This is a genomic window from Propionivibrio pelophilus DSM 12018, assembly GCF_059569095.1.
Map to the genome: position 1 here is coordinate 25,005 of NZ_JCANUT010000029.1, position 21,497 is coordinate 46,501.

Consider the following 21,497-nt stretch of genomic DNA (forward strand, 5'->3'; position numbering starts at 1 on the left):
CATTCCGGCGAAGGCCGGAATCCAGGTTATCGGAGCACAGACTGGATCCCGGCCTTCGCCGGGATGACGGAGCATTTGCGGTGAGGCTTCAAGGTTTAAAGATGAAAAATCTACGTTCCCTGCTTACTGGCCTGGCGATTGGCGCAGCCGCTCTCGCCGCCCCGCTGCCGGCCTGCGCCGCGGAGGTACTCAGCCAGATCGGCGCCCAGATCGAGCAATTCCAGGTCATCCGCGCCGAGTTCGTGCAGACCAAGCAGATGGCCGCGCTGAAGCGCCCGCTGGTCACTTCCGGCCACCTGACCTTCTCGCGCCAGTACGGCGTCCTCTGGCAGATCGAGAAGCCTTATCGAGTCAGTTACGTGCTCGGCGAGACGAAGATCGTCGAAATTGGTGGCGAGGGCACCCGCCGCGTGCGCGAAACGCGCGACGTGCCCGGGTTGGCGCAGGTCGGCCGCGTTTTCCGCGCCATGCTCGGCGCCAATTCCGATGCGCTGCGCGAATACTTCGATGTCGCCGCGCAGGGCACGCCGGCCCGGTGGGCGATCGAACTCACGCCGCGCCAGTCGCAGCTCGCCCAGTTCCTCAGAGGCATGCAGCTGACCGGCGGTCGCTTCGTCGAGGAGATCCGGATCAGCGAGGCCGGCGGTGACAACACACTGATCCGCCTGAGCAATTCACAGGGCGCCGCGACGCTCGATGGCGCGGAGGCCGCGCTGTTCGGCCCGGACGGCAACGGAGGCGGGCGCTGATGAACGGCATGCGGCTGCGCGCGCTGCTCTGGCTGGTGCTGGCCGTCGTGCTGGCGATCGCCGCCGCCGTGCAGTTCGCCGGGCCGCTGCCGCTGCAAAGCAACCTGCTGGCCCTGTTGCCGCCAACCGAGCGCAACCCGGTGGCGGAACACGCCGTCAGCCGGCTCGCCGAAGCGGCGGGCGACCGCGCCATTTTCCTCATTGGTCGCCCGACGGCGAACAAGCGAACGTCCGCCGGAAACACCGAAGAACTTGGCAAGGCCTCCCGCCTGTTCGGCGCTCAGCTGCGCGCCAGCGAGGCCTTTCGCTCGGTAGTCGATGAGATTCCACCGTTCGACCCGCAGCAGCTGGCGCGCTTCTATTTTCCGTACCGCTTCAACCTGCTCGGCGATGGCGATCGGGGCGTTTCACCTGACCTGACCGAACGCCTGCAGCGCAAGCTCTACACGCCGTTCCAGTTCGGCCCGGGCTACTCGCTGACCGACGATCCCTTCGGCTTCGGCGACACCTGGCTGGCCGGCCTGCCGCTCAAGACGCTTCGTCTTGAAACGCAGGACGGACTGCTGGTCGCGCGCGAAGGCGAAAACACCTGGGCGATGGTCTCGGCGGTGCTGTCCGGCTCGGCGTACGACGGCGCGATCCAGACCCGCGTCACGGCCGCCGTGGCCGACGCGGAAGCGCAGTTGAAGGAGAAATTTCCCGGACTGGAGGTACTGCGCACCGGCACCGTGTTCTACGCGGCGGCCGCCCGCCTGAGCGCCGAGCGGGAGGTCGATTTCATCGGCGCCGGCTCGCTGCTCGGCATGCTGCTCCTGCTCTATCTCGTTTTCCGTTCGCTGCGCCCGCTGGCGCTCGGTCTGCTCTCGGTGAGCTTCGGCGTCGCCGCGGCGGCGACGGTCACCGTGGCGGTCCATGGCGAACTGCACCTGATCACGCTGGTGTTCGGTGCCAGCCTGATCGGCGAGGCCATCGACTACGCCGTCCAGTACTTCGCCGCGCACCTCGGCGCTGGAAAGGACTGGGAGCCGATGGCCGGGCTGCGGCGAATCACGCCGGGACTGCTGACGGCGCTGGTGACCAGCCTGCTCAGCTACGCGGCGTTGATGCTGGCGCCGTTCCCGGCCTTGTCGCAGATCGCCCTTTTTGCGCTGGTCGGCCTGAGCGCGGCGTGCGCCTCGGTCTTCCTGTTGCTGCCCTGTCTGCTCAAGGCGCCGGGCAAGCGCGACCCGGAGACCGCCGTCGCCCTCCCCCGCCGCTTTCTCGTCGGTTGGAAAAAACATGTCGGCCGGCGTACCTGTCTGGCCGTCGCCGCGGCGCTTCTGGCGCTGTCGGTTCCCGGCTGGAACCGCCTGAGCAGCAACGACGACGTGCGCATCCTGATTTCCCGGCCGCCGGCACTGGTCGCGCAGGAAGAAAAGATCCGCGAACTCACCGGCTTCGGCAACAGCAGCCAGTTCTTCCTCGTCGAGGGCAGTTCACCCGAGGCGGTGCTGCGCAACGAGGAACGGCTGCTGGAAAAGCTCGCCCCCCTTGCGGGCAACGATGAGAAGAGCGCGCTAAGCGGCTATCTCGGGATATCGCAATTCGTCCCCTCGGCGGAACGGCAGGCGCAGAACTGGCAACGCTGGAAACAATCCGTCTTCGCCGACGAGCGGCAGTTGCGCGACGTGCTGGCGGAAGCTTCGCTGCGCGACGAAATCGGCGAGCGGATGATCACTGATTTCGCGCACAGCGAGGGCCACGTCCTGTCGGTCGACAACTGGTTGAAATCGCCGCTGTCGACGCCCTTCCGCCATCTCTGGCTCGGCAAGGTCGCGAGCAACGGCGCTGAACACTTCGCAGCCATCGTCCAGCCGCAAGGCATCCGTGACGTGGCGCGCCTCGCCACACTGGGCGGCACGCTCGACGGCGTGACCTTCGTTGACAAGGCCGGCAGCGTCTCGCACCTGTTCCAGAAATACCGGCAATGGGGCTTTCTGTGGCTGCTTGGCGCTCTGGCGCTGATCTACGGCGTGCTGTGCCTGCGCTACGGTCTCGCGCAGTCGGCGTTCATGCTGCTGCCGACGACGCTGGCCTTGGCCGTCGTGCTCGGCGCCTTCGGCTACATGGGCATGCCGCTGACCCTGTTCAACCTGATGGGCTTCATGCTCGTGGTCGGCGTGGGCGTCAATTACGCGATCTTCCTGCGCGAGGGCGGCGTGAACGCGGCGGCGACGCTGGCCGGCGTTCTGCTTTCGGCGGGGACGACGCTGCTGTCCTTCGGCCTGCTCGCCTTCAGCTCGATGCCCGCGCTGTCCAGCTTCGGCCTCACGCTGCTGCTCGGCATCTGCGTGGCGGTGCTGTTGGCGCCGATGGTGCTGTCCTTCATGCCGGAGGGGTCGCGATGAGGCTGCGTTTGCTGACTGGAATGCTCGCCGTCGCGCTGCTCGTCGCCGGCTGCGACGGCGATGGCTCGTCCTGCACGACGCTGCCCGGCGGCCCGCGCTACTGCCTGCAGACGACGGATTCCATCGCTCCGTTCGACGCCCAGCAGAAGGTCGACGTGACCTTCGACGGCCGACGGGAAACGATGATCGCGCAGCTCGAGGCGGATGCCGATGGAATCCGCTTCGCCGGCATGACGCCCTTCGGCCAGAAACTGCTCCAGGTCAGTTTCGACAACCGCGAGGTCAGCGCCAAGACCTTCCCCGGCAAGGGCCTGGACCCCGTGCTGTTGCTGGCACTGGTGCAGATCGCGACGTGGCCCGCCGAACAGGTGCGCGCGGGACTCGACGGCGCAGAGGTAGTCGACGAAGGCATCGACAACGCCAGTAACGAAAAAGCGGCGCAGCGCCGCCTCGTCGCGGACGGGAAAGACATTGTCGTGATCAGGTATACTCGCGGCCGCCCGCCCGCCGGTGACATGCGCATCGAGTTGCCCACCGCCGGCGTCGAGTTTTCCATCACCAATCTGGATATCGCGGCCACACGATGAACCGTCCGTACTACCTGCCCGCGCTGGGCATCATCAACGCCCTCGGCTGCGGCATCGATGAGGTGACGCAAGGACTGCTCCGCGGCGATACCAGCGGCATGGTTCTCGAAGACGATTGGTTGCCCGGGGCGCCCGCCCGCGTCGGTCGCGTGCAAGCCACCTTGCCGGAAATCCCTTCGGTTTTATCCGCCTGCACCAGCCGCAACAATCGCCTGTTGCTGGCCGCACTGGACCAGATTCGCCCGGCCGTCGACGCGGCCCTCGAACGCTTCGGCCGCGACCGGATCGGCATCGTCCTCGGCACCAGCACCTCCGGCATCGCCGAGGGCGAAGCGGCAATCGCCGCGCTCCGGAACGCCGGCAACCTGCCCTGCGGCTACGACTACGTCCAGCAGGAACTCGGCTCGCCGGCGCTCTTTCTCTCCCGTTTTCTGGACCTCGGCGGTCCGGCGTACTGCGTTTCCACCGCCTGCACGTCCAGCGCCAAGGCGTTCGTCTCGGCGCGCCGCCTCCTGCGGTGCGGCCTGTGCGACGCGGTGCTGGTCGGCGGCGTCGATTCGCTCTGCAAGCTGACGCTCAACGGCTTTGCCGCGCTCGAATCGATCTCGACCGACCTCTGCAACCCGATGAGCCGCAACCGCAAGGGGATCAACATCGGCGAAGGCGCGGCCCTGTTCCTGATGAGCCGCGACGAATCCGAGATCGCCTTCCTCGGCGCCGGCGAAAGCAGCGATGCCTACCACATCTCGGCGCCGCACCCGGAGGGCGCGGGCGCGGAAGCGGCGATGCGCGGCGCGCTGGCCGACGCGGGGTTGTCCGCCGGGGAAGTCGACTATCTGAACATGCACGCGACGGCGACGCGGAAAAACGACGAGATGGAGAGCCGGGCGATCAGCCGCGTGTTCCCCGTAGAAGCGCTGAAACATTCGTCACCCCGGCGAAGGCCGGGGTCCAGTTCGTTGGATTTTGTGGATTCCGGCCGTCGCCGGAATGACGACTCTTCGCTCGGTCGGCACCTCGCTGAAGGCATTCCGGCCAGCGGCACCAAGCCATTGACCGGGCACACGCTCGGCGCCGCCGGCGCGACCGAACTGGGCCTGTGCTGGCTGGCGCTGCGCGCCGGCCGCCTGCCGCCGCATGTGTGGGATGGCGAAGCCGATCCGGCGCTGCCGACGTTGCGCCTCGTCGAGGCCGGACAAGAATTCAGTCGGACGTCCAACCGCATGTGCATGAGCAATTCGTTCGCGTTCGGAGGGAGCAACGCCAGTCTCCTGATCGGCGACGCCCGCTAACAGTTCCTTCGCGATGAACACTTTTCCCCCGATCGAAGAACTTCTGCCGCATCGCGGCACGATGCTGCTGCTCGACCGGGTCGTCGACTTCTCCAGCGAAGCCCTTGTCGCTGAATATTCGCCGCAGCCAAAAGCCTGGTATGCGGACGACACAGGCAGCATGCCCGGCTGGATCGGCATCGAGCTGATGGCTCAGGCCATCGCCGCCCACGTCGCGCTGAACAAGCGGCAGGTCGGCCGGCCGCTCAAGATGGGCGCCTTGCTCGGCACCCGCAGCTACACCATGTCGTCGCCGGGAAGTTTTCCGGCCGGACAGTGCCTGCGGGTCCACGTCCATGAATCCTTCCGGGACGAGAGCGGTCTGGCCGCCTATGACTGCCGCATCGACAGCAAAAGCCAGGCGCTGGCCTCGGCGACACTGAAGGTTTATGAACCCGACGATTTCGGGGCATTCATGCAGGAAAGCACACAATGACGCGAAGAAGAGTACTGATCAGCGGCTCGAGCCGCGGCATCGGCCGCGCCATCGCCTTGCGCCTGGCGCGCGATGGCTGGGCGGTCACCGTACATTGCCGCAGCCGCCAGGCCGACGCCGAGAGCGTCGTCAGGGAAATCGAGGCGGCCGGCGGTGAAGCCGACTTCCTGATGTTCGACGTACGCGACCGCGAAGCGGCGGCCCGTCTCCTCGAACAGACGGTCGAGGAAAAAGGCGCGTACTACGGCATCGTCTGCAACGCCGGCATTTCCCGCGACGGAGCCTTTCCCGCGCTAAGCGGCGAAGACTGGGACAGCGTGCTGGAGACCAGCCTTGACGGCTTTTTCAACGTCGTCCAGCCGCTGATCATGCCTCTGGTCCGCAAGAAGCGAGGCGGGCGGATCATCACGCTGGCCTCGGTGTCGGGCGTCATGGGCAATCGCGGTCAGGTCAATTACAGCACGGCCAAGGCCGGCCTGATCGGCGCGACCAAGGCGCTGGCCGTCGAACTGGCCAGCCGCGGGATCACCGTCAATTGCGTCGCGCCGGGTTTGGTCGAAACGGAGATGACTGACGATCTGCCGCTCGACGAAGCGCTCAAGGTCGTACCGATGAATCGCGCCGGGCATGCCGATGAAGTCGCCGCGGCAGTCTCGTTCCTGATGTCCGACGACGCGTCGTACATTACGCGACAGGTGCTCGGCGTGAATGGAGGAATGGCCTGATGCGCCGCGTCGTGGTCACCGGCATGGCCGGCATTACCGCACTGGGCGACACCTGGGAGCGCGTCGAGGCCCGCCTGCGCGAAGGGTGCAACGCCGTGCGCCGCATGCCGGAATGGGAAGCCTTCGCGGCTTTGAATACCCGCCTCGGCGCGCCGGTCGACGACTTCCGCGTCCCGGCCCACTACCCGCGCAAGATGGTCCGCTCGATGGGTCGCGTCTCGCTGCTCGCGGTGCGCGCCAGCGAGATGGCGCTGGCGGACGCCGGCCTGCTCGATGACGCCTCGATCCGCGACGGGCACATGGGTATCGCCTACGGTTCCTCGTCGGGCAGTCTGGAGCCGGTGCGGGTCTTCGGCAAGATGCTCGATACCGCCTCGATGGACGGCGTGACGTCGACCAGCTACATCCAGATGATGCCGCACACCACGGCGGTCAACGTGGCGCTCAACTTCGGGCTCAAGGGCCGCGTCATTCCGACGTCCAGCGCCTGCACCTCCGGCAGCCAGGGCATCGGCTACGCCTACGAAGCCATCCGTTTCGGCCGCCAGACGATGATGCTGGCGGGCGGCGCCGAGGAACTGTCGGTCGCTTCCGCAGCGGTGTTCGACACCCTGTTCGCCGCCAGCTGCCAGAACGACACGCCGGAAACGACACCCCGCCCCTTCGACCGCCGGCGCGACGGCCTGGTGGTCGGCGAAGGTGCGGCCACGCTCGTGCTGGAAGACTACGAGCATGCTGTCGCGCGCGGCGCGCGGATCTACGCGGAAGTCGTCGGCTTCGCCACGAACTCCGACGGCAGCCACATCACCCAGCCCGAGCAGGCGACGATGGCCGTGGTCATGCGGCAGGCGCTCGCCGATGCGGAACTACCCCCGTCCGAGATCGGCTACGTCAGCGCGCACGGCACCGCCACGGACCGGGGCGACATCGCCGAAACACAGGCGACAGAGAACGTTCTCGGCGCCGGCAAGCCGATCAGTTCGGTCAAGAGCTACATCGGTCATTCGCTCGGTGCCTGCGGCGCGATCGAGGCGTGGTGGACGATCGAGATGATGCGGCGGAAGTGGTTCGCGCCGACGATCAACCTCGCCGAGATCGACCCGGCCTGCGGTGCGCTCGATTACCTGGTCGGCGCCGGGCGCGAGATAGATACGGAATATGCGATGAGCAACAACTTCGCCTTTGGCGGGATCAATACGTCGCTCGTTCTGCGACGGATCTGACCAGGAGGAGACAGGCAGTGCGTCGCGTCGTAGTCACCGGCATGGGGATCGTTTCCTGTCTGGGAAACGATCCGGACACGGTCGAAGACGCCTTGCGTCACGGCCGCTCCGGCATCAGCCGGGTTCCCGAATACATCGAACTGGGGCTGCGCAGCCACGTCGCTGGCGTTCCCGATCTCGCCGGCGAGCCGCCCGTCGACCGCAAGCTGCGCCGCTTCATGGGCGACGCGTCACTCTACGCCTACCACGCAATGCGCCGGGCCGTGGACGACGCGCGCATCGACAACCGACTGCTCTCGTGTCCGCGCACCGGGCTCGTCGTCGGCTCCGGCGTCGGTTCTCCGTTCGAACACGTGCAGGCGGCCGACCTGCTGCGCCAGTCCGGCCTCGCCAAGGTGCTGCCGTATACCGTGCCGCGGGTGATGGGCAACACGACCTCCGCCTGTCTATCCACCGCCTTCGGCATCCAGGGCACCAGCTATTCGCTCACCTCCGCCTGCGCCACCTCGGCCCACTGCATCGGCAACGGCGTCGACCTGATTCGCGCCGGCCGGCAGGACATCGTTTTCGCCGGCGGCGCGGAAGAAGTGCGCTGGACCTCCACCGCCCTGTTCGACGCCATGGGCGCGCTGTCTACGGCCTACAACGACGCTACCGCCTCGCGCCCCTTCGATGCCGGCCGCGACGGCTTCGTGATCGCCGGTGGCGCCGGCATCCTCGTGCTCGAGGAGCTCGACCATGCCCGGCAGCGGGGCGCCACGATCTACGGCGAGGTCGCCGGCTACGGCGCGTGCTGCGACGGCGCGGACATGGTCTCCCCGGCAGCGGAGGGCGCGGCCCGGGCGATGCGCCTCGCACTGGCGGAATGCAACATGCCGATCGACTACATCAACGCCCATGCGACATCGACGGTGCGTGGCGACCTCAGCGAACTCGAGGCCGTGCGCGAAGTATTCGGGTGTAATATTCCGCCGCTCTCCTCGACCAAGGGCCTGAGCGGGCACTCGATTGCCGCGACGGCCGCGCAGGAAGCGATTTATTCGCTGCTGATGCTCAATCGCGGCTTCGTCAGCGGCTGCGCCAATGTGGACGCACTCGACCCGGCGTGTCGGGATTTTCCCATCCTGCTCGCCAGCGAGGAGCGTCGCATCGATTCCGTGATGAGCAACAGCTTCGGCTTCGGCGGCACCAATGCCTGCCTGATTTTCCGCCGCGTGGCCTGAGCGGCGGCTTTCGCCAACTACAACGAAGGAAAACAAAAATGAACAAGACTCTGACCTTGACCCTCACCCTCGCTGCACTCGCGGCCTCGGCCAACACGTTCGCTCGCGACGATCAGAAAATGCATCCGCTGAGCGACGCGTTGACCTCCGAAGCCGCCAAGGACAAGCTCGACCCGTCGATCAAGCTGTATTTCGGCAACCAGCAGCACCCGAAAGTAATCAAGGAATTCGGCGAGTGGAAAACCAACAAGAAGACCAACGGGTTCAACAAATCGGATAAGGAAGCCTGCGAATGGGTGTTCCTGAGCGCCGTGCTCGTCCTGCAGGAACGCGCGCAAAAGGAAGGGGGCAACGCGGTCATCAACATCAAGAGCAACTACAAGGGCAATGAGCGCAGCAGCGAAACCGAATACATGTGCGGCAGCGGTGCGCTGATGTCCGGCGTGGCTTTGAAGGGGACCGTCGTCAAGCTGGCCGAATAAGTTTTCGACCACGGATCGCAAGAGGGACACGGGTCGCATGAGCCGCTATCTGCTCACTCCTTGCAACAACACCCTCTCGCACATCGCCAAATGCCTGGCGCTGCGTCACCAACTCGAAGCGCGCGGGCATGAAGTCTTCCTCGCCGTCTCGGCGGGGCGCACGGCATTTCTGGATCGTATCGGCGAGGGACGTTACATCGTCCTGCCCGATATACAGGAAAGCGACACCGCACCGCTGCCCGGTTTCTCCTGGTTCCGGCCGGAGCGCTTCGAGGCCTGCGTACGCGCCGAAGTCGACCTGTTGCGCACGCTGCGTCCGGACGCCGTGCTGGGGGTCTTCCGCTTCACCGGAGCGGTTTCGGCGGCGCTGGCCGGCGTCGCCTACGACTCGCTGATCTGCGGCGCGATGACCCCGGCGTGCACCGAAGTGCTCGGGTTCGCCGAAAACGAACCGGGCAAGCAGGCGCAGGCCGAGGCACTGGATTTCTTCCGCATAACCAGCGCGCAGCGCCTCCGGCCGGCGCTCGCCCGACTCGGCTTCCCGGCGATCGAGGACATCTGGCAACTGCTTGAGGGAAATCGCACCTTTCTGTGGGACACCCCGGAATTCCAGCCGCTGCCCGCACGGCCGACGTATCACCATGTTGGGCCGGTACTCTGGCAGCACTGGCCGCGCCATGACGTCGACCTGAAGAAGCTCGATGATCTTCGCGGCCCGATCGCCTACGTCGCCTTCGGCACCGGCAGCGTGCCGGCGGGATGGCTGGCGCATCTCGTCGAGGCGCTCTGGGAGACCGGCTGTTCGGTCGCGCTGGGTCTTGGCGGGCAGGATGCCCCTGGCGATTTGCCTTCCGACCCGACACGCCTCGCCGTATTCGATTTTCTTCCCGCCGAACAGGCGCTGCCGCGGACCGATCTCGTTGCCTGTCACGGCGGCCAGGGCCTGATCTTCGAGGCCTTGCGCCAACGCACCCCGGTTTTCGTCCTGCCCATGCAGCCGGAGCAGGCCCAGAACGGCGTGTGTCTTGAGCGCATCGGCTGCGGACACCGATTGCTGCGCGGCGTGGTTTTTCGCGGCGACACCACGGACCTCAATGCCGCCTTCCTGGCGCGCCCCGCACAGATACTCGCCGACGAAATTGCCGCGTTTCTCGCCAACGACCGACTGACGGAACAGCTTGCCACGGCGGCGAGTCACCTGAACCGTTATCGCGGCGCCGAGCAACTGGCCGCTGCGTTCGAGAAATCATGACCGTCGGCATCGTCCTGGTTCACGGCTACCTTGGCCGGCCCGCCGACCTGACTGCGCTCGAATCGGCACTCGCCCGCCGTTACGGGAACGATGCGGTGACGAGCCTCTGCCTGCCCGGGCACGGCACAGCCGGATCGCCGCCGTTCGACGAAGCCGCTTTCCTCGCGGCGCTGGCAACCACCATCGACGCGCAGCGAAGCGCCGGCCGCCAGCTGGTGCTGCTCGGACACTCGACCGGCGGCACCCTGCTGCTCGCCGAAATCGCCCGCCGCCTGGCGGCTGATCCTGCCAGCCTCGAAGCGCTGCGACTGCTCGTGCTTTGCGCTACCCCGCCGGTGATCGATCTCGGCTACGCCCAACGCTGGGCTGAGCCCACGGCCGGGCAGGAAAGCCATCTGCATGACGTCGGCGCACTCATCTCGCTGGTCAATCGCCTCGCCCGCCGCGGCCCGATCGCCGTTCCGGCACCGGTTCTGCTGCTGCACGGTGAGGAAGACGAACTCGTTCCCGTCTCCACCGCCGGCCTCTGGCGAGAAAACCGGCTGGACGCCCCGTTGCGGCTGCTGCGCGTTGCCGGCGCGAGGCATCATCTCTTCGCCAGCGAAAGCGCCCAAATAGCCATCGACGCGGTGTGCCGGGCCGTTGAAGACGCCGTCCATCGACCGGACGCAAAAACAGCTGCCGCTCAGCGCCAGCTGTTCGACATGGAACCGGGGCTGGAGACCTTTCTTTCCTTCTGGCCCGATTCCGCCCGCCATATCGCCGCCAGCCCCGCCGCGCATCGCGCCAGGGGGGACGCTTTCAAGCCCCGCCTGACGGCCGACGCGTCCCCGACCGTCGCCAACATCGAGATCACCACGCGCTGCAATCTGGGCTGCCCGGCCTGCGCGCGAACGCAGCTCAAGGTGAAGTCGCGCTTCATGTCACGCGACGATTTCACCCGCGCGCTCGAACATCTCCCGCACGCCTACCGGATCGTCCTGGTCGGCCTCGGCGAACCGTTGATGCATCCGGAGGTCGTCGATTTCATCGAACTGGCGGTCGCCGCCGGACGGCGGGTCGGCCTCGTCACCAATGCCATGCTGCTGGACGCCGACCTGGCCGAGGCTCTGTGCCGGTCCGGCCTCTCGGCCATCACGTTCAGCCTCGACGCGGTCGATCAGGCCGTCGCCGACCGAATTCGCACCGGCAGCGACATGGCCCGGATCAGCGAGAACATCGGGACGTTCGGCGCGATCCGCCGCCGTCTCGGCACGGCGATCGGCACCTCGGCATTCACCGCGCTCACGGCAGACACCGTCGACGAGTTCGAGGCAATCGTCGATTTCGCGGCCGATCACGAACTCGACGCGCTGATGGTTTCCGACCTGAACTTTCCCGCCAATCAGGCAAGGGCGCTACATGGCTCGCTCTCGCAAGAACAGCGCGCCACGATCCGCCGAGCCCTCAAGCACGCGGTCGCCCGTCGCCTGCCCGTGCTTTCAGTGCACGGACTGGAGGAATTCGCCCTCGACCGGCAGTACCTCGACTACCTCGTCCCGCGCGGCAAGCACATCGCCGCCAGGGCGACGCGGCACACGCACTGCCTGTCGCCCTGGCAGAGCATTCCGGTCAATGTCGACGGCAACCTGACGATATGCGACTGCCAGCCCGACACCGTCATCGGCGACATCCATCACGACAGCGTCAGCGCCTGGTGGAACGGCGACGAAATGCTCGAGCATCGCCGCCGCATGCTCGGCGACAACCCACCAGAAGCGTGTCTGGCCTGCCCCCGCTTCTGAGATCCAAACAGAAAGATTCGCAATGAACGCAACAACCGATTCAACGGATGAAACCATCGAAAACATTGAAGACATAGAATTCGCCCCCGCGCGCCTGCGCGGCCTGGACGCCCGCTTCGAAGCGCAACGCATCGCCTTTGGCCCGGTCGTTTTTCAGTGTGTCCGCACGGCCTGGAAAAGCGGGCTGCTGGCGCAGATTGAAGAGGCGGGCAAGGAAGGCGCCACTATCACCGAACTGGCGACGTCCAGCCGCCTCTCCGAATATGCCATCTCCGTGGTGCTCGAGACGGCACTGTCCGCCGGCGTCGTCAGACGGAAAAACGGGCGCTATCTGCTGACCCGCGTCGGCGACAACCTCCTCCACGACGAGCTGACCCAGATCAACCTAAACTACATCCATGACGTCTGCTACGAAGGCCTGTTCCAGCTGGACGCCTGCCTGCGCGAAGAGAAGCCGCTCGGCCTGAAAGCGCTCGGCGACTGGCCAACGATCTACGAAGGCCTTTCCGACCTTCCCGAACCGGCGCGCAGCAGCTGGTTCGACTTCGACCACTATTACTCCGACTCCGCCTTTTCCCAGGCGCTCGCCCCTGTTTTCGCACACAAGCCGCAACGTTTGCTGGACATCGGCGCCAACACCGGGAAATGGACGCTGCATTGCCTGCGCCACGATCCGGACGTCCGCGTCACCCTGCTCGACCTCCCCATCCAGCTATCCCGCGCCCAAGCGACGCTCGAGAACGCAGGATTGCTCGCGCGCGCCGATCTGCATCCGCTCGACGTCCTCGACTTCAACGCGCCCTTCCCGGGCGGCATGGATGCCATCTGGATGAGCCAGTTCCTCACCTGCTTCAGCCTCGAGGCCATCGACCACATCTTCCGGCGTGCCGCCGCGTCGCTCAACCCCGGCGGTTCGGTCTGGGTGCTCGACACGTTCTGGGACCGCCAGAAATACGCCATCGCCAGCTACTGCCTGATCAATACCTCGCCGTACTTCACCGCGATGGCCAGCGGCAACAGCAAGATGCACGAATCAAAAACCATTGCGGCTTGCGCGGAACGGAACGGATTGCGTCTCGCAAAAGCCATCGACAATCTGGGCATCAGTCACTCGTTGTTGCGCTTTGTGGTGTCCGAAACGGTCTGAGAACCCATTGCGCCCCTGCGCACTCACGTCGTCGACGTGGGCAAGAGTCGGCGTGCAAAAAACAGTTGTGTCGTGCGCAGCGCCAGATAACCGATAAAGCCGTTAGCGCCCACAAAAACAGGGATGACCAACACCTGCGCCGAGGGCACTCCGGCCAGCGCCAGTTTCATCCCGCAAACCGTGGCGGAGGCAATCCCGAAGGTATAGGCCCAATACGAGGGAGCAAACGGTTGCTCGCCCAGCCAGGCTCCCAAGCGAATCCCCAAAAGCAGCTGAAACAGGCCGTAGCCCCAGAGCATCACCAGCCAATGGTCGCTGCTGCCTGGGACGAGCATCAGCCAGGCCATGGCGCATACCACTGGCGGCGCGAACTGGATGCCGAGCAACGGCCGCTGTATTACCGGCACGCTGTTGTGTTGCCACAGACGCTGGATGATCAGCGATTCGAGTGCCAACCAAGAAAAAAACCCGGCTCCAAGGAACAGCCAGCCCCAATCGGCATGCCCCAATCCCCCGAGCGCCGCGGCGCTGGTGAAGTTGCCGGCCACGGTGGGCAGATACAGGGTGGGCAGCGTGTCGTACACATCCCGCCCGCCCTTCCATAAGGCACCGGTATGCCAAAGAGAAAAAGCCAGGTGACCACCAATCCCCACCGCAGTAAGCGACCAGGCAGCGATACGTGAATAAGGCAAAACGGCCAGAACGATCAGCAGGGTCGAGATCGCCAGCAATGCCGGAGTACTGCCCTGCACGGGATGCAGGAATTCATTGCGTACGGCGGCCGGGTGACGTACCGCTTGCCGCAGATAGGCAATGAACAAGGCGGCCCACACCAGCCCGGCCAGCAGCAACACTCCCTCACCGATCTGCGGCGGCATGCCCCAGAGTTTGCCTGCAAGGCGCCACGCCTGGCCGAGTCCGGAAAGACCCAGCACCATGCCGAAAAAAGATGCGGGAAGGCTAGTACGCGCCATGTTGTTGTCCTGATAGGGAAAAGGCTTGCATTCCGAAGCGCCTCACGCCAGAAAAAGGTTCGCCACCGCCGCCGGATTCGACGGGAAATACAGATGCATGTAGCTGGCTGTCAGCGGCTGGCGGCGATAGACGGCCTCACCCGGGCGGCCGTCGGCGCGCGTGGTGATGCACATTGGTTCGAGCTCAGTCTCGGCGCGTGAGTAATGGAAGGCATGGCCGCGCAGAGTGCCTTCGGGCAGCGCGGCCTCCTGCATGCCGAGTCCGGCCAGCCGTTTCTGCATGATGACCTTTCCGGGCAGCAAGCCGGCGAGCGGCGATTCGTCGCCGTCTACACCAATCATCGATTCGAACAGCGCCATCATGCCGCCGCATTCGGCGAGCAGCGGCTTGCCGGCGTCGACGTGTGCGGCGAGCGCTTCCCACAACGCGCGGTTGGCGGCGAGCGCCGGGCCATGCAGTTCCGGGTAACCGCCCGGCAGCCAGACGGCGTCGCACGGCGGCAGCGCGGTGTCCTTGAGCGGCGAGAAGCAAACGAGCGTCGCGCCGAGGCGTTGCAGGCAGTCGACGTTGGCCGGGTAGAGGAAGCAGAACGCCGCGTCCCGCGCGACGGCGATCGTCTTGCCCTTGAGAAGCGGCGGGATGGCCGGCGGCGGCACATCCTTGAACTCGACCGGCAGCGGCAGTAGCGCGGCGGCGGTCGTCGCCAGCCGGTCGGCCATGCGGTCGATGCGTTGATTCAATCCTTCAATCTCGGCTGCGGGCAGCAGGCCGAGGTGGCGTTCCGGCATCGCGGCTTCGGCGTCGCGTGGCAGGGCGCCATACCACGCGATATCGGGCGGGAGGCTCTTTTCCAGCAATTCGGCATGATACGGACTGCCGACGCGGTTGGCGAAGGCGGCGTTCAACGGGGTGCCGGGCCGGTAGTTCTTGAGGCCGAAGGCGATGGCGCCGAAGCTGTTGGCCATGGACGCGCCGTCGATCACGGCGAGAATCGGCAGGCCGAGCTGGCTTGCCAGTTCGGCGGCGGACGGCGTGCCGTCGTACAGGCCCATGACGCCTTCGACGAGAATCAGCTCGGCGTCACGCGCTGCTTCGGCCAGCCGCCAGGCGATGTCATCCGCGCCGCACATCCACAGGTCGACGTTCTGGCACGGCGCGCCGCTGGCGATGGCGTGAATCTGCGGGTCGAGAAAATCGGGGCCGCACTTGAAGACGCGCACCTTGCGGCCGAGGCGGGTATGCAGTCGGGCCAGCGCGGCGACGACGGTGGTCTTGCCCTGGCCGGACGCCGGCGCGGCAACGAGAAAGGCGGGGCAGGATATTGTTGGAGGCATCGTTACCACTCCAGTCCGGGCATGGCTTTGACGCCCGCCTTGAAGGCATGTTTGACCATCGTCATGTCGGTGACGGTATCGGCGGCGGCAATCAACGCCTCGGGCGCGGCACGGCCGGTAATGATGACATGCTGCATTTCGGGACGTTTCGCCAGCACGTCGAGCACGGCCGGCAGGTCGAGCCAGCCGTACTTGAACGCATAGGTCATCTCGTCGAGCACGACGAGGCCGATCGCCGGGTCGGCGAGATAGCGGCAGGCCAGTTCCCACGCCGCCCGCGCCGTGGCGACATCGCGGTCGAGATTCTGGATTTCCCAGGTGAAGCCCTCGCCGGTCACGTGCCAGTGCAGCTTCTCGGGCATCAACGAAACGGCCTGCTTGAAGAAGGCTTCCTCGCCGGTATCGGAACGCCCCTTGACGAACTGGACGACCGCGACCTGCATGCCGTGACCGAGCGCGCGGGCGACGACGCCGAACGCGGCCGACGATTTTCCCTTGCCGGTACCGGTATTGACGACGAGCACGCCGCGCTCCCGTTGCGCTGCGGCGATGGCCTCGTCGACCACGGCCTTCTTGCGCACCATGCGCCGGGCGTGACGTTCTTCCTTGCTGCTTTCGTTCATGGTGTTCACTTCGGCAGGAAACTCATCCGGCCCTCGCATTCGACGGCCAGCATCGGATAGTGGTAAAGCGCCGACAGGCGCTCGGCAGTCAGCATGGTCCGGGCCGGGCCGCTTTCGGTCAAGCCGTCGCCATGCACGAGCAGCACGCGGTCGCAGAAGCGCCAGGCCAGCGCCGGCTCGTGCAGCACCATCGCCACGGCCGCATTGTGCTCGCGCGCGGCCTTGGCGAACAGTTCGAGCATGGCGATCTGGTGCTTGAGATCGAGGTAGGCGATCGGCTCGTCGAGCAGGAAAAGCTGCGGCGCCTGCGCCAGCAGCGTAGCGATCGCCAGACGTTGCCGTTCGCCGCCGGAGAGCGTCTGGATGTCGCGCTGCTCGAAGTCGGCGAGATCGACGGCGGCCAGTGCGGCGCGAACGATCTGCGCGTCTTTCGTCGATTCCCAGCCCCAGCGGTCGAGATGCGGATGGCGGCCGACCAGCGCCGTCTCCAGCACCGTCGCGGCGAAGGCGTCGCCGCGCAATTGCGGCAGCCAACCGCGGAGCAGCGCGCTGCGGTGCGCGCCGAGTTCGGCATAGGTCGCGCCCCCGAGCCGCACTTCGCCCGCCTGCGGCGCACGCAGCCCGGCGAGGACGGAGAGCAGCGTCGACTTGCCGGCGCCGTTGCGGCCAAGGATGGCCAGCCGTTCGCCGGGCTGCAGCGTCAGATCGAGATCACGACAGAAGGTGCGCTGGCCGATGGCGACAGTGAGTTGGCGCGCTTCGAGCAAAGGGGCGTCTCTCCGCATCTCAGCCCCTCCGCCGCGCATCGCGGGCCAAGAGGAAAAGAAAGACCGGCACGCCGATCAGCGCTGTCAGCACGCCGACCGGCAATTGCTGCGGGGCGATCACCGTGCGTGCCAGCGTGTCGGCGATCACCAGCAGGCTGCCTCCCGCCAGCGCCGAAGCAGGCAGCAGCAGGCGCTGGTCGTTGCCCGCCGCCAGGCGCACCAGATGCGGCACGATCAGGCCGATAAAGCCGATCGACCCGGCCTGCGTCACCGCTGCCGCGGTTGCCAGCGAGGCGACGAGATAGACGCCGCGCCGCAGGCGACCGACCTGCACGCCGAGTGCCTGTGCCAGATCGGCACCGCGCGTCAGCAGGTTGAGTTCCCGCGCGAACGGCAGCGCAACCAGCAGCACGGCCGTGAGTACGCCAAGCGCCAGCTGCGGATTCATCGCCTGCGAGAGGTCGCCCATCAGCCAGAACAGCATGCCATGCAGTTTCTGGTCGGGAGCGATGGAGAGGATCAGTGCGACGATGGCGCCACAGCCGGCAGCGACAATAACGCCGGTGAGCAGCAGGCGCGACTGCGTCCAGGTGCCGTCGCCGTGCGCCAGCCCGAAAACAACAAGCATCGCCGCCAGCGCGCCGACGAACGACGCACCGCCGATCACCGCCGCCCCGGCGCCGAGCAGGATGGCGAGGATCGCCCCGACACCTGCCCCGCCGGAAATACCCAGCACGTACGGATCGGCCAGCGGGTTACGCAGCAGCACCTGCAGCAACGCCCCGGCCAGAGCCAGCAGGCCGCCACAGGCAAAGCCGGCCAGCGCGCGTGGCAGCCTTAGGCTGCGCACCACCTCGCCGTGCACGCTCGCCGAGCCGTCGAACAGCGCCGACAAAACCTCCCGTAGCGGAATGCGGATGCTCCCCGCCGCCAGCGCCAGCAGCACGCTCGCCAGCCCCAGCACGGCGAGGGCGAGAAGGATCAGCAGGGTGCGGCGGCGAGTGGGCATGGAGACTTGCTTGGGCTCTTACTTCGGTTGATAGCGAACGCCGACGAAAGCGTTGAAACCGCCGGTATTGTAGCCACGCACGGTTTCGTAGTCCTTGTCGAACAGGTTGTTGATCCGGCCTTCGATCGACACCTCCTTGCTGAGGGCATAGCGCGCCGTCAGGTTGACCAGGCTGTAGCCGCCCATCTCGTCCGTTTCACTGTTGGTGTTGTAACGCCGGCCGACGCCGACCCATTCGACCCCGCCGTTCCAAGCCCCCCAGCGCCGCGAAACGGCGAACGTCGCCTTGTCGCGGGCGCGGCGACCGAGCAGGAGATCGGTATCCTCGTTGCGCGCGTCGAGCCAGTCGTAGGCGGTACGTACCGACCAGTCGCCGAACTGCCCGGCGTAGGCCAGCGTCACGCCCTCCATCCGGGCGCTGGAGATGTTCTCGTAGGTCGAGCTGCTGAATGAATAGTCGATCAGGTTCTCGATCTTGTTGAGATACCAGGTCGCCGAGACCATGTGGCTTCCCCGCTCCCAGATCAGCGCCGCCTCGCGGTTCTTCGCCTCCTCCGGCTTCAGGTCCGCGTTGCCGTACCAGGACGCGAAGAGCTGGTAGAGGCTCGGCGCCTTGAACGCCGTCCCGTAGCTGGCTTGCGCGCGCAGCGTGTCGGTCAGCTGGTAGCCGTAGGCCAGCGCATAGGTACCTTTCTCTCCGAACTCGGAGTGGTCGTCGTGACGTGCGCTCAGCTGCCAGCTGTGATCGCCAAGGTGCGCCTTCCAGCCGGCGAGCAGCGAATCGGTACTCTGTTCCGCCGCGGCCGAATAGTTGTCGTCCGGCGTCGCCGTCTGCTTCAGCCGCTCGACCGCCAGCAAGGCCGTGCCGAGCGGCAATTTGACGTCGTTCTGCCAGGTCGTCTGGCTGTTCTTCGTCCGCAGCCAGTCGCCATCCGGCGACCAGGACGAATACGACTTCTGGTAATCGACGGCTTCACCGTACAGCAGCTTGCTCGTCCACGCGTCGGTCAGCCGGTTGCGCGTGAACACCTGCCACTGCTGCGTCTCGAACTCGACGCGATCGTCGAAATTGCCGTCGGCCGGGGTGTTGCCGCTGTCGTAGTGCGTCGCGCCGGCGTTCTGCCGGAACTTGATGCCAAGTTCGTGCCCCTTGGCCGGCAGGAACGAGAGCGAAGCGGCCCCGCCGGAATTGCGGTAGCCATCGTCATCGGCGTCCTTGTTCGAGGCATGCTTCTGCGCCGAAAAACCGTCCGACGACAGGTGGTTGCCCTCGATGCGGAACCGCCACTGTTCGTTGCCCCCCGACAGGCCGGCACTCGCCTGCCAGGTGTTGTGCGTGCCGTAGCCGGCGAAGGCATCAGGCTTCAGCCCTTGCGTCCCGGCGCGGGTGAAGATCTGGATCACGCCGCCGATCGCGTCGGCACCGTACAGCGCCGAGGCCGGCCCGCGCAGGATCTCGATCCGCTCGACGTCGGCCAACGGCAGGAAGCGCAACGGCGAACCGGAAAGGTCGACCGAATTGAGCGGGACGCCATCGACCAGCACCTTGGTCTGCTCGGGCCGCGCACCGCGCACATAGAAACTCGTCGCCGTGCCCGGGCCGCCCGAACTCGACGTCTGGATACCCGGTTGGCGGGCGAGCAGGTCGGCGATCGACTCCTGGCCGCTGGACTCGATCGCCGCGCGATCGATGACGGTCACGTCGGAGAGCAGTTCGTTGGCGCGCGTGGCCTGCCGGGTGGCGGTCACGACGACGACAGGGGCTTCGGAATCGGCAAGAACGGTTTGCGGAAAAGCGGCGAGCAGCGCCAAGGCGCCGGCCGTGAGGGCGGATCTGGATTGCATTCGACATCTCCATCGAACCGGCACACGTCCCCGAATGCCGGCAGAAAAGCAAAAGAAAGACGCCGACGGAGAAAAAACGAACCCGGACCCGATGTAAACGGGATGTCCGTGCCAGCCTCCCCGCGGCACTTTCCACCTTTGCGCACAGGCCGGTATCCGGGCTCACGAGTCTTGATGCACCGCCTTCCCAGGACTTCGCCCAGTGGCATTTCGATGCATCCACACTCGCTTACCGTTGCGGGGGCAGCACAGGCCTTGCGTCGTTACAGCACATCGACGCGCACCTGTTTCCCGTTCAACCGCCGGCAGCGAATCCGCCTGGCGGCACCTTGCGCAACTGATTTCCGATCCTCGAAGAAACGGAAGCGGCGATTATACTGCACACGGTTGCGACTTCACCGAGGTGGACGGAGTAGACAAATCACCTTTAGACTCCCCGCTTGTTCCTTGACTTGATTCGTTTCTGAAACCTATAGTCCGCCCATGCTCAACGAATTCAATGCGCTCGAAAGCAAAATCGCCCAGGCGGTAGCCCTTTGCCGCTCGCTACGGGAAGAAAACACGCAACTGCGCCAGCAACTCGCCGCCGCCGAGGCGGAGAAAAAGCGCCTTGCCGAACGCATGGACACTGCGCGCGAGCGGCTCGAAAAGCTTGCGCAACGATTGCCCGAAGGCGAAACCGCCGCTCTCTGAGTCCGCCCATGCCCAACGAAAGCCACTATCTCGACATCACCCTGCTCGGCAAGGAATACCGTGTCGCCTGCCCGCCCGAGGAACGTGACGCCCTGCAGAACGCCGTCGCCTACGTCGACAACCGGATGCGCGAAATCGCCGAGAAGACGCACAGCAACATCGCCGAACGGATCGCCGTGATGGCTGCCCTCAACATTGCCCACGAATTCCTCGCACAGGAACGTTTGCCGGCTGATTCGCCCGCCGAATTGCGCGCAGCCAGGGGGGTGGACATCGACGCGGCAAAGGGTAGAATCGCCGACATGGAAGCACAACTTGACGCGGTGCTCGCACCGCAGGAAAAGTTGCTTTGAGCTTCCGCCAGTTGTTCCCTGCAGTGTTCGTCAAGGCCATAGATTCCTTGAACCAATGCTAAATTGGCATCGGTAGCTGACCAAAAACTGCTGTTGTGTTCGCCCCTCCGTCGGGTGGACCTGATGCGGTAGGAAAGCTTCCTCATCTGGACCCCGGTTCAGGATGCCGGCCTAACGGCACAGGCGGGGACATTATTCGACAGCCCGGAAGGCGCCAGCCTCCCGGGCTGTTTCCTTTGTGCGCCCGGCACGGGCGCACTCCTGCGGGTGCAAGTCCCGCCGTAAGTTGATCACAGCGAACGAAGTGAAGCGCAACTGCGCGAGGGTGACCGAGCGTGGGAAGGAAGCGTGGATCGTAATCTGCGAGCCGATGGACAAGAACCGGATAGAAGGCGCTGCCGAGCAGGGCGAGCGGGCAAAGGACCGCGAAGCTCTCGTGATCAAGACGAAGCGGCGTAGATCTGGCGGTTGTGCAGAGAAGGAGTGCGTTCTTACCCGGGGGGATCTCGCCTTGTGCCTGAAAGGGCGACGTGGGACCACGGAGCGAGAAGTCAGCAAAGGCCATAGTAGTT

General features: G+C 65.8%; 21 protein-coding genes, 1 other RNA gene and 1 riboswitch. Of the genes, 16 read left to right on the forward strand and 6 right to left on the reverse strand.

The features are described from left to right. Positions 1–101: 101 nt before the first annotated feature. From BO74_RS12555 to BO74_RS12610, 12 genes are read left to right on the forward strand one after another with little or no spacing between them, the layout of a single operon-like run. Positions 102–749, forward strand: a complete 648-nt coding sequence (locus BO74_RS12555; protein ID WP_496442711.1) for an outer membrane lipoprotein carrier protein LolA — start codon at positions 102–104, stop codon at positions 747–749. Beyond that, positions 749–3,136 (forward strand): MMPL family transporter, encoded by a 2,388-nt coding sequence (locus BO74_RS12560; RefSeq protein ID WP_496442712.1) that lies wholly within the window; start codon positions 749–751, stop codon positions 3,134–3,136. The genes BO74_RS12555 and BO74_RS12560 overlap by 1 nt, the downstream gene beginning before the upstream one ends. Next, positions 3,133–3,723 (forward strand): DUF3261 domain-containing protein, encoded by a 591-nt coding sequence (locus tag BO74_RS12565; protein WP_496442713.1) that lies wholly within the window; start codon positions 3,133–3,135, stop codon positions 3,721–3,723. Before BO74_RS12560 ends, BO74_RS12565 begins: the two co-directional genes overlap by 4 nt. Then, positions 3,720–5,015 carry a beta-ketoacyl-[acyl-carrier-protein] synthase family protein gene (locus tag BO74_RS12570; protein ID WP_496442714.1) on the forward strand — a complete coding sequence of 432 codons (1,296 nt, stop codon included), beginning with the start codon at positions 3,720–3,722 and terminating at the stop codon, positions 5,013–5,015. The genes BO74_RS12565 and BO74_RS12570 overlap by 4 nt, the downstream gene beginning before the upstream one ends. Positions 5,016–5,028: 13 nt before the next feature. Then, positions 5,029–5,490 carry a hotdog family protein gene (locus BO74_RS12575; RefSeq protein WP_496442715.1) on the forward strand — a complete coding sequence of 154 codons (462 nt, stop codon included), beginning with the start codon at positions 5,029–5,031 and terminating at the stop codon, positions 5,488–5,490. Further along, a complete protein-coding gene (locus tag BO74_RS12580; protein WP_496442716.1) occupies positions 5,487–6,215 on the forward strand; it encodes a 3-ketoacyl-ACP reductase FabG2 in 729 nt (242 codons plus the stop codon). Before BO74_RS12575 ends, BO74_RS12580 begins: the two co-directional genes overlap by 4 nt. Beyond that, on the forward strand, positions 6,215–7,438 hold the full coding sequence (locus BO74_RS12585) for a beta-ketoacyl-ACP synthase (protein ID WP_496442717.1): 1,224 nt from the start codon (positions 6,215–6,217) through the stop codon (positions 7,436–7,438). The genes BO74_RS12580 and BO74_RS12585 overlap by 1 nt, the downstream gene beginning before the upstream one ends. 17 nt (positions 7,439–7,455) lie before the next feature. Next, positions 7,456–8,661: a beta-ketoacyl synthase N-terminal-like domain-containing protein gene (locus BO74_RS12590; protein ID WP_496442718.1), complete on the forward strand. Its 1,206-nt coding sequence runs from the start codon at positions 7,456–7,458 to the stop codon at positions 8,659–8,661. A 38-nt stretch (positions 8,662–8,699) separates the two neighbouring features. After that, positions 8,700–9,143 carry a hypothetical protein gene (locus tag BO74_RS12595; protein ID WP_496442719.1) on the forward strand — a complete coding sequence of 148 codons (444 nt, stop codon included), beginning with the start codon at positions 8,700–8,702 and terminating at the stop codon, positions 9,141–9,143. A 37-nt stretch (positions 9,144–9,180) separates the two neighbouring features. Beyond that, positions 9,181–10,395, forward strand: a complete 1,215-nt coding sequence (locus BO74_RS12600; RefSeq protein WP_496442720.1) for a glycosyltransferase — start codon at positions 9,181–9,183, stop codon at positions 10,393–10,395. Continuing rightward, positions 10,392–12,179: an alpha/beta fold hydrolase gene (locus tag BO74_RS12605; RefSeq protein ID WP_496442721.1), complete on the forward strand. Its 1,788-nt coding sequence runs from the start codon at positions 10,392–10,394 to the stop codon at positions 12,177–12,179. Before BO74_RS12600 ends, BO74_RS12605 begins: the two co-directional genes overlap by 4 nt. A 22-nt stretch (positions 12,180–12,201) precedes the next feature. Then, the gene (locus BO74_RS12610) at positions 12,202–13,326 is read left to right on the forward strand and encodes a class I SAM-dependent methyltransferase (RefSeq protein ID WP_496442722.1); all 1,125 of its coding nucleotides are present in this window, start codon (positions 12,202–12,204) and stop codon (positions 13,324–13,326) included. Positions 13,327–13,349: 23 nt separating this feature from the next. Here the strand turns inward: BO74_RS12610 and tehA are convergent, their stop codons facing one another. From tehA to BO74_RS12640, 6 genes are read right to left on the reverse strand one after another with little or no spacing between them, the layout of a single operon-like run. Then, entirely contained in the window at positions 13,350–14,300 is a 951-nt protein-coding gene (gene tehA, locus BO74_RS12615) for a dicarboxylate transporter/tellurite-resistance protein TehA (RefSeq protein ID WP_496442723.1), read from the reverse strand. A 42-nt stretch (positions 14,301–14,342) separates the two neighbouring features. Continuing rightward, positions 14,343–15,635, reverse strand: coding sequence for a cobyrinic acid a,c-diamide synthase CobB (locus tag BO74_RS12620; RefSeq protein ID WP_496442724.1), 1,293 nt, complete (start codon positions 15,633–15,635; stop codon positions 14,343–14,345). A gap of 2 nt (positions 15,636–15,637) precedes the next feature. Beyond that, positions 15,638–16,258 (reverse strand): cob(I)yrinic acid a,c-diamide adenosyltransferase, encoded by a 621-nt coding sequence (gene cobO / locus BO74_RS12625; protein WP_496442725.1) that lies wholly within the window; start codon positions 16,256–16,258, stop codon positions 15,638–15,640. Between the two features lie 5 nt (positions 16,259–16,263). Further along, positions 16,264–17,043 (reverse strand): ABC transporter ATP-binding protein, encoded by a 780-nt coding sequence (locus BO74_RS12630; protein ID WP_496442726.1) that lies wholly within the window; start codon positions 17,041–17,043, stop codon positions 16,264–16,266. Position 17,044: 1 nt separating this feature from the next. Continuing rightward, the gene (locus BO74_RS12635) at positions 17,045–18,034 is read right to left on the reverse strand and encodes a FecCD family ABC transporter permease (RefSeq protein WP_496442727.1); all 990 of its coding nucleotides are present in this window, start codon (positions 18,032–18,034) and stop codon (positions 17,045–17,047) included. Positions 18,035–18,052: 18 nt separating this feature from the next. After that, positions 18,053–19,879, reverse strand: a complete 1,827-nt coding sequence (locus tag BO74_RS12640; RefSeq protein ID WP_496442728.1) for a TonB-dependent receptor domain-containing protein — start codon at positions 19,877–19,879, stop codon at positions 18,053–18,055. A 129-nt stretch (positions 19,880–20,008) separates the two neighbouring features. Next, a riboswitch (cobalamin riboswitch) is annotated at positions 20,009–20,226 on the reverse strand. Positions 20,227–20,362: 136 nt separating this feature from the next. On the opposite strand from BO74_RS12640, the gene BO74_RS12645 reads away from it, so the two are divergent. The 4 genes from BO74_RS12645 to BO74_RS12660 form a co-directional block, all read left to right on the forward strand. After that, on the forward strand, positions 20,363–20,572 hold the full coding sequence (locus BO74_RS12645; protein WP_496442729.1) for a hypothetical protein: 210 nt from the start codon (positions 20,363–20,365) through the stop codon (positions 20,570–20,572). An 8-nt stretch (positions 20,573–20,580) separates the two neighbouring features. Continuing rightward, a complete protein-coding gene (locus tag BO74_RS12650) occupies positions 20,581–20,925 on the forward strand; it encodes a cell division protein ZapA (protein ID WP_496442730.1) in 345 nt (114 codons plus the stop codon). Between the two features lie 12 nt (positions 20,926–20,937). Beyond that, positions 20,938–21,119: non-coding RNA, 6S RNA (gene ssrS, locus BO74_RS12655), on the forward strand. 110 nt (positions 21,120–21,229) lie between these two features. Further along, positions 21,230–21,497: hypothetical protein (locus BO74_RS12660; protein ID WP_496442731.1), on the forward strand; the 268-nt coding region annotated here is incomplete at its 3' end.

Coding starts and splice junctions, on each gene's coding strand:
- BO74_RS12555 (WP_496442711.1), top strand. CDS start 102: ATGAAAAATCTACGTTCCCTGCTTACTGGCCTGGCGATTGGCGCAGCC.
- BO74_RS12560 (WP_496442712.1), top strand. CDS start 749: ATGAACGGCATGCGGCTGCGCGCGCTGCTCTGGCTGGTGCTGGCCGTC.
- BO74_RS12565 (WP_496442713.1), top strand. CDS start 3,133: ATGAGGCTGCGTTTGCTGACTGGAATGCTCGCCGTCGCGCTGCTCGTC.
- BO74_RS12570 (WP_496442714.1), top strand. CDS start 3,720: ATGAACCGTCCGTACTACCTGCCCGCGCTGGGCATCATCAACGCCCTC.
- BO74_RS12575 (WP_496442715.1), top strand. CDS start 5,029: ATGAACACTTTTCCCCCGATCGAAGAACTTCTGCCGCATCGCGGCACG.
- BO74_RS12580 (WP_496442716.1), top strand. CDS start 5,487: ATGACGCGAAGAAGAGTACTGATCAGCGGCTCGAGCCGCGGCATCGGC.
- BO74_RS12585 (WP_496442717.1), top strand. CDS start 6,215: ATGCGCCGCGTCGTGGTCACCGGCATGGCCGGCATTACCGCACTGGGC.
- BO74_RS12595 (WP_496442719.1), top strand. CDS start 8,700: ATGAACAAGACTCTGACCTTGACCCTCACCCTCGCTGCACTCGCGGCC.
- BO74_RS12600 (WP_496442720.1), top strand. CDS start 9,181: ATGAGCCGCTATCTGCTCACTCCTTGCAACAACACCCTCTCGCACATC.
- BO74_RS12605 (WP_496442721.1), top strand. CDS start 10,392: ATGACCGTCGGCATCGTCCTGGTTCACGGCTACCTTGGCCGGCCCGCC.
- BO74_RS12610 (WP_496442722.1), top strand. CDS start 12,202: ATGAACGCAACAACCGATTCAACGGATGAAACCATCGAAAACATTGAA.
- tehA (WP_496442723.1), bottom strand. CDS start 14,300: ATGGCGCGTACTAGCCTTCCCGCATCTTTTTTCGGCATGGTGCTGGGT.
- BO74_RS12620 (WP_496442724.1), bottom strand. CDS start 15,635: ATGCCTCCAACAATATCCTGCCCCGCCTTTCTCGTTGCCGCGCCGGCG.
- cobO (WP_496442725.1), bottom strand. CDS start 16,258: ATGAACGAAAGCAGCAAGGAAGAACGTCACGCCCGGCGCATGGTGCGC.
- BO74_RS12630 (WP_496442726.1), bottom strand. CDS start 17,043: ATGCGGAGAGACGCCCCTTTGCTCGAAGCGCGCCAACTCACTGTCGCC.
- BO74_RS12635 (WP_496442727.1), bottom strand. CDS start 18,034: ATGCCCACTCGCCGCCGCACCCTGCTGATCCTTCTCGCCCTCGCCGTG.
- BO74_RS12640 (WP_496442728.1), bottom strand. CDS start 19,879: ATGCAATCCAGATCCGCCCTCACGGCCGGCGCCTTGGCGCTGCTCGCC.
- BO74_RS12645 (WP_496442729.1), top strand. CDS start 20,363: ATGCTCAACGAATTCAATGCGCTCGAAAGCAAAATCGCCCAGGCGGTA.
- BO74_RS12650 (WP_496442730.1), top strand. CDS start 20,581: ATGCCCAACGAAAGCCACTATCTCGACATCACCCTGCTCGGCAAGGAA.